Annotated in this window: 13 protein-coding genes; 6 read left to right on the top strand and 7 right to left on the bottom strand. The window is 64.1% G+C overall.

Annotated elements, in window-relative coordinates:
* Positions 1 to 70 precede the first annotated feature (70 nt).
* Positions 71 to 1,981 (top strand): potassium transporter Kup, encoded by a 1,911-nt coding sequence (locus ACWPMX_RS07505; protein ID WP_455699412.1) that lies wholly within the window; start codon positions 71 to 73, stop codon positions 1,979 to 1,981.
* Between the two features lie 8 nt (positions 1,982 to 1,989).
* Positions 1,990 to 2,190, top strand: a complete 201-nt coding sequence (locus ACWPMX_RS07500) for a hypothetical protein (RefSeq protein ID WP_455699411.1) — start codon at positions 1,990 to 1,992, stop codon at positions 2,188 to 2,190.
* A gap of 70 nt (positions 2,191 to 2,260) precedes the next feature.
* Here the strand turns inward: ACWPMX_RS07500 and ACWPMX_RS07495 are convergent, their stop codons facing one another.
* The 6 genes from ACWPMX_RS07495 to ACWPMX_RS07470 form a co-directional block, all read right to left on the bottom strand.
* Positions 2,261 to 2,851: a urate hydroxylase PuuD gene (locus ACWPMX_RS07495; protein WP_455699410.1), complete on the bottom strand. Its 591-nt coding sequence runs from the start codon at positions 2,849 to 2,851 to the stop codon at positions 2,261 to 2,263.
* An 83-nt stretch (positions 2,852 to 2,934) separates the two neighbouring features.
* The gene (locus ACWPMX_RS07490) at positions 2,935 to 3,576 is read right to left on the bottom strand and encodes an inner membrane-spanning protein YciB (RefSeq protein WP_455699409.1); all 642 of its coding nucleotides are present in this window, start codon (positions 3,574 to 3,576) and stop codon (positions 2,935 to 2,937) included.
* Positions 3,576 to 4,499, bottom strand: coding sequence for a signal recognition particle-docking protein FtsY (ftsY, locus tag ACWPMX_RS07485; protein WP_455699408.1), 924 nt, complete (start codon positions 4,497 to 4,499; stop codon positions 3,576 to 3,578). Before ftsY ends, ACWPMX_RS07490 begins: the two co-directional genes overlap by 1 nt.
* A complete protein-coding gene (locus tag ACWPMX_RS07480) occupies positions 4,496 to 5,671 on the bottom strand; it encodes a MiaB/RimO family radical SAM methylthiotransferase (RefSeq protein ID WP_455699407.1) in 1,176 nt (391 codons plus the stop codon). Before ACWPMX_RS07480 ends, ftsY begins: the two co-directional genes overlap by 4 nt.
* Positions 5,668 to 6,480, bottom strand: a complete 813-nt coding sequence (gene dapF, locus ACWPMX_RS07475; protein WP_455699406.1) for a diaminopimelate epimerase — start codon at positions 6,478 to 6,480, stop codon at positions 5,668 to 5,670. The genes ACWPMX_RS07480 and dapF overlap by 4 nt, the downstream gene beginning before the upstream one ends.
* Before the next feature lie 48 nt (positions 6,481 to 6,528).
* Entirely contained in the window at positions 6,529 to 8,172 is a 1,644-nt protein-coding gene (locus ACWPMX_RS07470) for a putative bifunctional diguanylate cyclase/phosphodiesterase (RefSeq protein ID WP_455699405.1), read from the bottom strand.
* A gap of 156 nt (positions 8,173 to 8,328) precedes the next feature.
* Here ACWPMX_RS07470 and ACWPMX_RS07465 point away from each other — a divergent pair, with 156 nt between their 5' ends.
* A complete protein-coding gene (locus ACWPMX_RS07465) occupies positions 8,329 to 8,724 on the top strand; it encodes an EVE domain-containing protein (protein ID WP_455700746.1) in 396 nt (131 codons plus the stop codon).
* 105 nt (positions 8,725 to 8,829) lie between these two features.
* Positions 8,830 to 9,021: a hypothetical protein gene (locus ACWPMX_RS07460; protein WP_455699404.1), complete on the top strand. Its 192-nt coding sequence runs from the start codon at positions 8,830 to 8,832 to the stop codon at positions 9,019 to 9,021.
* Here ACWPMX_RS07460 and ACWPMX_RS07455 read toward each other — a convergent pair.
* Positions 9,018 to 10,328, bottom strand: coding sequence for an MFS transporter (locus ACWPMX_RS07455; protein ID WP_455699403.1), 1,311 nt, complete (start codon positions 10,326 to 10,328; stop codon positions 9,018 to 9,020). The genes ACWPMX_RS07460 and ACWPMX_RS07455 overlap by 4 nt on opposite strands.
* A 108-nt stretch (positions 10,329 to 10,436) precedes the next feature.
* On the opposite strand from ACWPMX_RS07455, the gene pgsA reads away from it, so the two are divergent.
* Positions 10,437 to 11,042, top strand: coding sequence for a CDP-diacylglycerol--glycerol-3-phosphate 3-phosphatidyltransferase (pgsA, locus tag ACWPMX_RS07450; protein ID WP_455699402.1), 606 nt, complete (start codon positions 10,437 to 10,439; stop codon positions 11,040 to 11,042).
* 125 nt (positions 11,043 to 11,167) lie between these two features.
* A complete protein-coding gene (locus tag ACWPMX_RS07445; RefSeq protein ID WP_455699401.1) occupies positions 11,168 to 12,229 on the top strand; it encodes a PAS domain-containing protein in 1,062 nt (353 codons plus the stop codon).
* Positions 12,230 to 12,241: the final 12 nt, after the last annotated feature.

Genomic DNA, 12,241 nt, shown 5'->3' with positions numbered 1-12,241 from the left:
CCAAGCGCGATTGCGGGGGCCATGACGCAGTGCTAAGCGCCGCCACCTTCATGACGGGAAGCAATCCTCGATGAGCGACGCTGTCGCGCACGGCCACGGCGGTGCGAAAACCACCAGTGCGAAGGTCAAGCTTGCTGTCGGGGCGGTCGGGATCGTCTTCGGCGATATTGGCACGTCGCCGATCTACGCCTTCCGCGAGACGTTCGTCGGGCACCACCCGCTGACACTGGACACGCTGCACCTGATGGGCGTCGTCAGCCTGATTTTCTGGGCGATGACGATCATTGTCTCGATCCAGTACGTCACCATCCTGATGAGCGCCGACAACAAGGGGCAGGGCGGCACGCTCGCGCTCGTCGCGCTGATCTCGCGCAAGATCGGCGGTACCAACCGTGGCTGGATCGCGGTCATGCTCGGTGTCTTCGCGACCGCGCTGTTCTATGGCGACAGCATGATCACGCCCGCGGTCTCGGTGCTGTCGGCGGTCGAGGGCCTCACCACGGTCGAGGCGGAGCTGGCTCCCTTCGTCATTCCCATCGCGCTCACCCTGCTGATCGCGCTGTTCTTCCTGCAGAAACGCGGCACCGCGACGATCGGCAAGCTGTTCGCGCCGATCATGCTGACCTACTTCATCACGCTGGCGGGGCTTGGGATCATGCATATCCTCAGCAACCCCGGCGTGCTGGCAGCACTCAATCCGTGGTACGCGATCCAATTCTTCATCACCGATAAGTGGCTCGCGTTCCTCGCGCTCGGCTCGGTCGTCCTTGCGGTGACGGGCGCCGAAGCGCTCTATTCGGACATGGGCCACTTCGGCCGCGGACCGCTGCGGATCGGCTGGTTCGGGTTCGTGATGCCCTGCCTGCTGCTCAACTATTTCGGTCAGGCGGCGATGATCATGGAGCTGGAGGCGGCTGCTGCGGCCGAGGCGATCAAGAACCCGTTCTTCGTCATGGCGAACGAAAGCTGGCGCCTGCCGCTGGTGCTGCTGGCGACCGCGGCGACCTTCATCGCCAGCCAGGCGGTGATCACCGGGGCATTCTCGGTCACCCAGCAGGCGATCCAGCTCGGCTTCATCCCGCGCCTGTCGATCCTTCACACGAACGAAACCGAGCACGGCCAGATCTACATCCCGTTCGTGAACTGGGTGCTGATGATCGCGGTCGTGTTGCTCGTCGTCACTTTCCGCAACTCGTCGAACCTCGCGAGCGCGTATGGCATCGCGGTGACGGGTGCGATGCTGATCGACACCTGTCTCATGGCGGTGCTGTTCGTCGCCGTGTGGCGGTGGAAGAGCTGGATGGCGCTCTGCGTGGCGGCGGTGTTCTTTGTGGTCGACGGATCGTTCTTCGGCGCGAACCTGCCCAAGGTGCCCGACGGCGGCTGGTTCCCGCTGCTGATCGGCGCGATCGCCTTCACCCTGCTCACCACCTGGGCGCGCGGGCGCAAGCTGATGCGCGACCGGATGAGCGAGGTGGCGCTACCGATCGCGATCTTCGCCAAGAGCGCGAAGAATTCCGCGACCCGCGTGCCGGGCACGGCGATCTTCATGGCGTCGGCCACGGGCGGGGTGCCGAGCGCGCTGCTCCACAATATCAAGCATAACAAGGTGCTGCACGAACGGGTGGTGATCCTGACCGTGCAGATCGCCGACGTGCCCTATGTCGATCCCGGCGAGCGGTTCGAAATCCACGCCGTGGGCGATGGCCTGTACCGCGTGATCCTGCATTACGGCTTCATGGAGGAGACCGACGTGCCGGCCGCGCTCAAAGGCATGGGTGAATGCGGCGGCATGTTCGACATGATGCAGACGAGCTTCTTCCTCAGCCGCCAGACATTGATCGCAAGCAAAAAACCGGGAATGGCGGTCTGGCGCGAAAAGCTGTTCAGCTGGATGCTGCGCAATTCGGCGACCGCGATGGAATTCTTCCGCCTTCCCACCAACCGTGTGGTGGAGCTCGGAAGCCAGGTTGAAATCTAGGGACTAAAATGACTGACAAGATAAAGCTCGAGCTCACGATCGAGGAAATCGAACTGCTCAACGACGCGCTTGAGGCCGACCAGGAAGGCTACCTCGAGTCGGCCAAGGAAGCGCGCGGCAACAACAATCGCGCCGACGTCGAGACCTTTACCGAAGCCGCCGAGCGGATCGGCGCGTTGATGGCGAAGCTCGCCCCCTACATCGAATAATCACGCCGAACGTCGGCAGCGAAAAGGGCCCGGGCCGTACGGCACCGCGCCCTTTCTCATGTCCGCCGGATCAGCCGAGGTTCGCGCTGGTCATGCAGTAGAGCATCGGCAGCGACAGCAGCAGGTTGGTGCGGCTGGCAGCCAGCGCGCGCGGGGCGAGCTTGGCCTTTTCATCGGCGCTCGCCTCGACGATCCCGAGGATCTTCTTCTGCGCCGGCCAGATGATGAACCACACGTTGAACGCCATGATCAGCGCCAGCCACATGCCGATACCGATCAGGTTGATGCCGTCGGCGCCGGTGCCCTGGAAGGTCAGCGCGTCGACCAGGTATCCGCTATGAAAGGCGATGATCAGGCCGAACAGCACGGTCATCGCCGCCGCCCAGCGGAAGAAGAAGAACACCTTCGGCGCGATATGACCGGTAACGCCCGCCTTCAGTTCGGCAGGGATCGACGGCATCGTCGGGACCTGCACGAAATTCAGGTAGTAGAGAAGGCCGATCCACAGGATTCCGAAGAAGGCGTGCAACCAGCGGGTCACATCGTCGGTGATGGCGACCGCGCCTTCCCCGGTCCAGCCGGTGAACGACACGATCAAGACGATCGCGAGTACGAGTCCCGTCACGAGGACGAGGTGTAGATTTCCGAAAAACTTGGCCATTGCGAATTCCCCCAACCCGAATGTGCGACCCAAGCAGGGGCTGTTTGGACGCAGTCGGCGGGAAAATGCAACTCCCGCGAGGTTCAAGTCGGTGGAGGAGTGCCTTCCTCTTCAGCCAACCCTTCCGCGCCGAGCCCATGCTTCAGCAGCATCGGGATCTGGGTGAAGGTGAACAGGAACGACAGCGGCATGAATACCCAGAGCTTGGCCCATAGCCAGTCGCCGAAGGAAAGCTGCATCCGCAGGATCTCGTTCAGCCCTGCGAGGAAGACGAAGAAGAATCCCCAATTGCGGCTGAGCTTGAGCCAACCTTCGCGGTCGAGCCCCTCGAAAGCCGCCTCGAGCAACACCTGCAGCAGCGCATTGCCGCGCATCCAGCCGCCGATAAGCATCACGGCAAAGAACAGGTAGATCACAGTCGGCTTCAACTGGATGAATCGCTCGTCCTGCAGCCAGATGGTGAGCGCGCCGAAACCCACGATCAGCGCAGTCGACAGCAGCAACATCGGCGAGATCCGGCCGAGCTTCCACTTCGAGAAGATCAGCGCGGCGACCGCAGCGACCATGAAGGCGATCGTGCTCTGGATCACTGCGAAGATCTCGCCCGCGGGCGAATCCCCGTGGGGTTTCGACCAGCGATAGACGAGGAAGAACACGAGGATCGGACCGTAGTCGATCGCGAGGTTGAGCCAGCCCGAGGGCTTCTTCTTGGGTACTTCGGTCATCAGGCGACTCCGGCGATGACGCGCGCGACGAGGTCGGGATCGAACGGACGCAGGTCGTCGATCTTCTCGCCGACGCCGATGGCGTGGATCGGCAGGCCGAATTGCTCGGCCGCGGCGACCAGCACGCCGCCGCGCGCGGTTCCATCGAGCTTGGTCATGACGAGGCCGGTGACGCCCGCGACTTCCTTGAAGATTTCGATCTGAGAAAGGGCATTCTGCCCGTTCGTCGCATCGAGCACGAGGATCACGTCGTGCGGGGCTTCGGGGTTGAGACGGCCGAGAACCTTCCGGATCTTCGCCAGCTCGTCCATCAGCTCGCGCTTGTTCTGCAGGCGCCCGGCGGTATCGACCACCAGCGCGTCGATCCCCGTGGCGGTCGCCTCCTTGACGGCGTCGAACACGATCGAGGCGGGATCGCCGCCTTCCGGACCCCTGACGATCGGCACGCCGACCCGCTCGGCCCAGGTGGCGAGCTGGCCGATCGCGGCGGCGCGGAACGTGTCGCCCGCGGCCAGCATGACGCCGTAATCGTCTTCCTGCAGCCAGTGCGCGAGCTTGGCGATGGTGGTCGTCTTGCCGCTGCCGTTCACCCCGATCACGAGGATGACCTGCGGACGGGGGAAGGCGGTGATCTCGAGCGGCTTCGCCACCGGTCGCAGGATCGCGGCGATTTCCTCGGCGACCGCTTCGCGAAGTTCGCGCTCGCTGATGCCGAGTCCGAAGCGCTTTTCGGCGAGCTTGTCGCGGATGCGCCGCGCGGCCGCGGGACCCAGGTCCGACACGATCAGAGCGTCCTCGACATCATCGAGCGTGGCATCGTCCAGCTTCGCCGTGCCGACGACGCCGGTCAGGTTCTCGCTCAGTCGTTCGGACGTCTTGCGGAAGCCGCCGAACAGGCGCTCCGTCCAGGTCGGTTCGCTCATGCCAGAAGGCCTGCCTCGATGCGGGTAGGGGTGACGGTCACGATGGTGCCGGGCGCAGTGTGCGCGGGGATCGCGACGCGCGCGAAATCGGGCGCATGGCCGGTGCCATCGCGCTCGGCGAGGACGCTCAGCGGCTGGCCGATATGCGTCGCGAGCCAGGCGCCTCGAACGTCGGCCACCGCGGCACGCAGTTCCGCTGCCCGCTGCCGGATCGTCTCGCGCCGCAACTGCGGCATCCGCGCAGCCGGCGTGCCGGGGCGCGGAGAATAGGGGAACACGTGACCGTGGACGATCCCAAGCGCGCGCACGATCAAGAGGTTAGCGGCGTGGTGCTCCTCGCTCTCGGTCGGGAAACCGGCGATGAGGTCGGCACCGATCGCAATACCGGGTCGCCGGGAGCGCAGGCGCTCGACCAGCGCTGCGGCTTGTTCTTGCGAATGCCGCCGCTTCATTCGCTTGAGGATCAGGTTGTGCCCGTGCTGGAGCGACAGATGGAGGTGCGGCATCACCCGCGCCTCACCCGCTATCAGCTCTTCGAGCAACGGATCGATCTCGATCCCGTCGACCGACGACATGCGCAGCCGGGGCAGGGTGGGAAAGGCGCGCAGGATCGCTTCGACCAGCGAGCCGAGGCGTGGCGCCTCTGGCAGGTCATGGCCCCAACTCGTCAGATCGACCCCGCTTAGCACAATCTCGGCAGCGCCGCGATCGAGGTCGGTTTCGACCGCGCGAAGGACCGCGTTCACAGGCAGCGAGCGGCTCGGCCCGCGGCCTTGCGGGATCACGCAAAAGGTGCAGGCGTGGTCGCAGCCGTTCTGAACCGCGACGAACCCTCGCGAATGTGAAGTCGAAGCTTTCAAGCGCCGGGGAGATGGCACGTTCCAGGCGCGCGGATCGAGCTTCGCGGCGTTGGGGATGAGGCCGTCAACCTCGGGCATGGCAGAGATTGCGTCGCGTTCGATCTCGGCCGCGCAGCCCGTCACCAGCAGCCGCGCATCGGGCCGCGCGCGGCGCGCACGGCGGATCGCCTGACGCGTCTGGCGCACCGCCTCGGCTGTGACGGCGCATGAATTCACGACGACAACATCTTGGTCCTCGCCAAGAATCTCGCGAATGCGCTCGCTCTCGGACAGGTTCATCCGGCACCCCAACGACACGACGTCTGCGCTCACGCGAAATCGCCCCAGTCGAAGCTCCCGCGGAAGGACTCGGTCGCCGGGCCTGTCATTGCGATACGGCCGTCGTCGCCCCACTCGATCTCGAGCGGACCGCCCGGCAAGGTGACCGTCGCCGCTCGCCCGTCGAGCAGGCCGCGCCGGATCGCCGCCACGGCCGTCGCGCAAGCGCCAGTACCGCATGCCCGCGTCAGGCCCGCGCCGCGCTCCCACACGTGGAGGAGGATTTCCGATGGGCCTGTAACCTGCGCGACCATCACATTGATGCGTTCGGGAAACAGCGGATCGTTCTCGATCTCGGGCCCCAACCGGTCGAGCGGTACGGCTTCGGCATCGTCGACGAAGAAGACGACGTGCGGATTTCCCACCCGCAGGGCCATCGGACTTTCGAGGCCTTCCCACGCGACCGGCATCGCGGCGGTGTCCATCGCGTAGGCGAGGGGGATCTGGTTCCATTCGAACACCGGTTCGCCCATGTCGATCCGCGCGCCGTGGCCGGTCGGTTCGACCGCGATCGTGCCGCCTGCGGTCTCGACACGCGCCGGCACGCCGTGGAGGATCGCGACCGCGCGGCTGGCGTTTCCGCACGCCTCTACCTCGCCCCCGTCGGAGTTGAAGATGCGCATGCGAAAATCGGCGGCTTCGGTGGGCTCCAGCAGGATGAGCTGGTCGCAGCCGATGCCCGTGCGCCGGTCGGCGAGTGCAATCGCCATCGCGCGGCTGATCGGCGGCAGCGCCTCGGTACGCGCGTCGAGCACGACGAAGTCGTTGCCGAGACCGTGCATCTTGATGAAGGGAACGCGCATCGAGGCGCGGCTCTATGCCCGAGCGGGGGCTACGTCCAGTGGCGCGCGTCAGCCCGCCTTGCGCTGGCCCTCGTCGGCGGTGCCGTCGGTATCCACCGTCTTGGCAGGTGGCTCGGCAAGCAGACCCGCCGTCGACAGGCGCGAACGCACCGCATCGATGCTCTCCGGGCGGCCATAGTAATATCCCTGGCCCTTGAGCTGGCCCATCGAACGCAGCTTGGCGAGGATTTCGGTGTCCTCGATGCCCTCGGCCGTGATCGGCAGTTCGAGCCCGTCGCCTAGCGACACGATCGCGCGCACCAGCTTGTCGGCATCGTCCGTCCCCGACAGCTCGGACACGAAGCTGCGGTCGATCTTCAGGCGATCGAACGGCAGGGTGCGAAGCTGGGACAGGCTGGAAAATCCGGTTCCGAAATCGTCGAGGCTGATCGTCACGCCTTGGTTCTTAAGGCTGGTGATAATCGAGCGGACCACGCCGACGTTCTCGTGCAAGCAGCTCTCTGTGATCTCGATGTCGAGGCGGCTGGCCGGGAAATTGTGCTTTACCAGAAGCTTGAGGATTTTCTGCGAGAACCACGGGTCGCGCAGCTGGATCGGCGAGATGTTGACCGACAGCGACAGGCTCGGATCCCAGTCGCGCGCGTCGGCGAGCGCCTGGTCGATCAACGATTCGCTCAGTTCGGCGATGAGGCCGATTTCTTCGGCGACCGGGATGAACACGTCCGGCCCGACCAGCCCCAGCGTCGGCGACTGCCACCGCGCGAGCATTTCGAAGCCCGACAGCTTGCCCGTCTCAAGGTCGATCTGCTGTTCGTAGAATGGCACGAACTCGCCGCGCGGGATGCCGCGCCGGATGCCGGTCTCCAGCTCGCTGCGGAAGCGCAGCTCGCTTTCCATGGGCTCCTCGAACCAGAAATAGCGATTCTTGCCCTGCTTCTTGGCATGGTACATCGCGATGTCGGCGCGATGGATGAGGTCCTGCGTACCGCCGGTCGTTTCGGCATCGCTCCCCTCGGCATTGGCGGTGATGCCCACCGACACCGTGATTTCGAGCGTCAGCCCGTTGTGTTCGACAGAATGGCCCACCCGGTCGATCAACACGGTGACGAACTGGTCGATGCGATCGGGGAAGCGGGAATCGTAGGGCACGACGCAGGCGAACTCGTCCCCGCCCAGACGCGCGAGCAGCGCTTCCTTCGGCAGCAAGGCCCGGATGCGTTCGGCGGTGACCACCAGCAGGCGATCGCCCGCGATGTGTCCGTTGAGGTCGTTGATCGTCTTGAAATTGTCGAGATCGACCATGACGAAGGCGATCGAACGACCATCTGCGCGGGCGCGGGCGAGCAGCGCGTCGGTGGCGGTGCCCATGCTTCGGCGATTGAGACACCCGGTCAGCGGATCGGTTTCCGCAAGCTGGCGTGCACGTTCCTCGGCCTTTCGACGTTCTGCAATCTCGCGTGTCAATTCGGCGTATCGGCGCCAACCGAATATGACGAGCGCTATATTGAGCAGGAGCGCGTTGACGAGGATGGGATCGGGAGCATGGCCAAGTCCTAGGAGAGACTTGAGCGCCTGAGGCAGCACCATGCCGCCGGTCCCGACGAACAGGATGATCGCTGCCACTGCGATGGCAAGGGCGACGAGATCGCGATCCGCGCGCGCCATCGGGCTCTCGCTTTCGTGATCGGTCATTTTCCAGGCGTGCCTGTTCGGCAACTGAGCCCCCAACTGTTGCGAACGCCGTCCTATCGCCTAAGAGGCTGAAAATTGGGTTAAGGCGCGCGCCGCCGATGTCCCTCACCATCCGTCGCACGACCAGGGAATCTAAGCTTGCCTCGCTATTGGCTGATGAAGTCCGAACCCGATGCCTACAGTTGGGACGACCTGGTCGCCGAGGGCGAGGGGACATGGGACGGCGTGCGGAACTACCGCGCCCGCAACAACCTCCAGGCAATGAAGGTGGGCGACAAGGCGTTCTTCTACCACTCCAACATCGGCAAGGAGATCGTCGGCGTGGTCGAAGTCAGCGTGGCAGGGCTTGCCGATCCGTCGGACGACACCGGCAAGTGGGCGTCGGTGAAGGTCAAGCCGGTCGAGCGGCTGGCTCGCCCCGTTACCCTCGCCGAGATCAAGGCGGATGCGAAGCTGGCGGAGATCGAACTGCTCAAGCTCTCGCGACTGTCGGTGGCTGAAATTCGGCCCACAGAGTGGCGCTACATCTTGAAGCTCGCGGCGGGGAAATAAGCAGAGCGCACCGCAGCGTCGTCAACGAACAAGCTTAACGTCCCACGCTGCGACACCGCGGATTTCTGCGGAGCGCAATGGTTTCCGCAGCGTTAAGCTTTCATCATGCGACGCTCACTCGTACTCACCGACGAACAGGCCCGGCACCCCTTCCGGGCTTCCCTTGCACGCCATGTCTGCCGGGGGGGACGGATCGTCCCGATCAGACCGTCATGGGCCATCAGCCGCGACGATGTCGCAGGCTTCGTCGGCGCCTATTTCGCCAGCCTGGTCGCGGTGGCGGTCTTCATCGTCTAGCTCTTCGCGGCCGCGCGTTCCGCGCGCAGCAGCAGCCAACCGAGCCATGCCGAGACGAGGCACATCGACGCGGTGAACAGCAGGTGGTGGACGATGTCCACGCCGAGCGCGCTCAGGCCCGCCGCGACCAGCGAGCCGCCGACCATCGCACCCGAATTGACGATGTTGTTGGCGGCGATCGTCCGCGCAGTCTGCGTCTTGGGCACGAATGTGGTCAGGAACGCATAGAGCGGTACGACGAACATTCCTCCGGCAATCGCGATACCCAGCAGGCAGATCAGCAGCGGTATCGCCATCGAATGCGCGACGAACTCGGACACGTTGAGCAAGGTTCCGTCGGTTTCCGGAATCCACGTCCGGCAGACCACGTAGAACGCAAGAACGAACACGCCCATGACGACCACTGAAATGGGCGAGTAGCGGGCCGACACCGTGCCCTTGAGCAGTGCGTTGACCGACACTGAACCGATCGCCACGCCGATCGAAAAAATCACGAGGAACAGGCTCGCGACTTCCTTGCTGGCCGTGAGCACGTTCTTGGCGAGCGGCAGGAACTGGATGAACAACACCGTTCCGATCGCCCAGAAGAAACTGATCGCCATGATCGCGAGGAACACCCGCCGATCGTGGCTGGTATTGCGGACGAGCGCGATCGAGCTGCGCACGAAGTGAAAGTCGAGCGGCTCCACCTCTCCCTGCGCAGGCGCCGGGGGGACCGCGCGCGAGACGAAATAACCCACGATGGCAACACCGATCACGCCGACGGCCGCCGCCTCGACCGAAATCCAGCCGGCGATAATCGTGCCGAACAGGATTGCGATATAGGTCCCCGCCTCGACCAGGCCCGTACCGGCGAGGACCTCGTCGTCATGCAGGTGCTGCGGCAGGATCGCATACTTGATCGGGCCGAAAAACGTCGAATGGACGCCCATCGCGAACAGCGCGAGCATCAGCAGCGGGATGGCGATCACGTCGACCGCAATCCCCTCTCGCGCGAGGAACAGTCCCGCTGCCCCAACGCACATGATGCCGATTTCCGCCGCTTTGACGATGCGGATGATTCGCGCCTTGTCGCGCATATCGGCAAGTTGCCCGGCGAGCGCCGAGAGCAGAAAGAACGGCAGGATGAACACTGCGCTGGCGACCGAGCTGAACAGCCCTTCGGCGTCTTCCGAGTTGTAGACGCTGTACACGACGAACAGCACCATGGCGTTCTTGTAGAGGTTGTCGTTGAAAGCGCCGAGAAGCTGGGTGACGAACAGCGGAAGGAAGCGACGCCGGTGCAGCATGTGCGTGGAAACGGTCATGCAAATCCTGTGGCCTGCTTCACGGTGGCCGGGTCTAGCGGCTGTGGCGCAGGGGACAAGCGCTAACGGTGCTTTTGCACGGCGGCTTGCTGGTCTAAGCGGCGGGCAATGCTGACGCTGCCGAACCTGCTGACCCTCAGCCGCATATTCGCGGTCCCTCTGCTCGCGTTCCTGCTGTGGTGGCCGGACTGGCGCTTCGGCTACCTGCTCGGCTTCATCCTCTACTGCGTGATCGGTTTCACCGATTACCTCGACGGCTATCTCGCACGGGCGCAGGGAACGGTGAGCAAGCTGGGCGTTTTCCTCGATCCGATCGCGGACAAGATCATGGTCGCTGCCGTGATCCTGGTGCTTGCTGCGCAGGGCTATATGCGCGGACCATACGTGGGCGACCTGCATGTCATCGCAGGATTGATCATCCTCATCCGCGAGATTGCGGTATCGGGCCTGCGCGAGTTTCTTGGGCCGCTGCAAATCTCGATGCCGGTATCCAAGCTCGCCAAGTGGAAGACGACGTTCCAGCTCGTCAGCCTGGGGGCGTTGATTCTGGGCGGCGCGGTGCACGGGGCCCCGTGCGTGGTCCGTGGCGACTGCGGCCCGCTGTCGGGCCAGTGGATACACCTCGTCGGCCTTGCGAGCCTGTGGGCGGCGGCGGCGCTGACGCTCCTCACCGGCTGGGATTATCTTCGCGTCGGCCTCAAGCATATGGATTGACGATCGGAGCGCGGCGGGAACCGCCTTTTCTTGTGGTCGTTAAGCAATCACGTTTTCTGGGAGTTCATGCGGCTGCACCGGCAGGTGCGGCCTCTTTTGCAATTGCGAACAGGGATTCGGCGACCTTGAGCGGAGCGGATACACCACGGCCTGGCCAGGCCTTGAGCACACCTCCCGGGCGACCGGGTGATCGAGCGCGTTTCGAAGGCGCGTCGGGCATGCTGTTCGAGCAGGCCATGGCGCAAACGCGCATGGCAGTCTGTCTGACCGATCCAAATCAGCCGGACGACCCGATCATCTTCTGCAACGAGGCGTTCGAGCACCTGACCGGTTACGATCGCGATGAGATTATCGGTCGCAACTGCCGCTTCCTTCAGGGACCGGAGACCGACACCAAGCAGGTCGATCGCATTCGCGACGCGCTGAAGACCGAAGAGGTCGCCGTCGTCGAACTGCTCAATTACCGCAAGGACGGCACCAAGTTCTGGAACGCGCTCCACCTCGGTCCGATCTACAACGAAGACGGCAGCATCGCCTACTTCTTCGGTAGCCAGTGGGACGTGTCCGATATCCACCTCGCCCGGGCGGAAGAGCGCCACGCCAAGGAGATGGCGCGCGAGGTCTCTCATCGTCTCAAGAACGTTTTTGCCGTGATCGCGGGGATCGTGAACATCACCGGCCGCGCGATGGATGCGCGTCCTGTGTCAGAGCGCATCAACGAGCGGATCAACGCACTGGGCCGAAGCTACGAGCCGACGCTCGACGATGCCTTCCTCGGCACCATAGAGGTCGGGCAGGCGATCCGCGCCGTCCTGCGTCCCTACGATCCCGAAGGCGACCGGATAGAATTCGTCGGGAATGGCGTGCGGACGGAACCGAACGCGATCTCCGCGATCGGCCTCACGCTGCACGAACTCGCCACGAACGCGTCGAAATACGGTGCCTTGTCCAACGATTCGGGCCGTATCACCGTTCAATGGCATCATGACCTCGACAGGCACGGTCGCCGAACACTGATCGTCGACTGGAAGGAAACGGGTGGTCCGGTAATCGACGGTCCGCCAACCGATGTCGGCACGGGTTTCGCGATCGCGGATGCGCTGCTCAGTCACTCGCACGGTGTGTTCGAGCGGTCGTGGGAACCGGATGGACTGCGCGCCGAAATCTCGTTTCCGATCAAAGGTTAGGATCAGCAATAG

The organism is Tsuneonella sp. HG094 (genome assembly GCF_053819285.1).
Note: the sequence above shows the minus strand (reverse complement) of the source record. Positions and strands in the feature narration are given on the sequence as shown.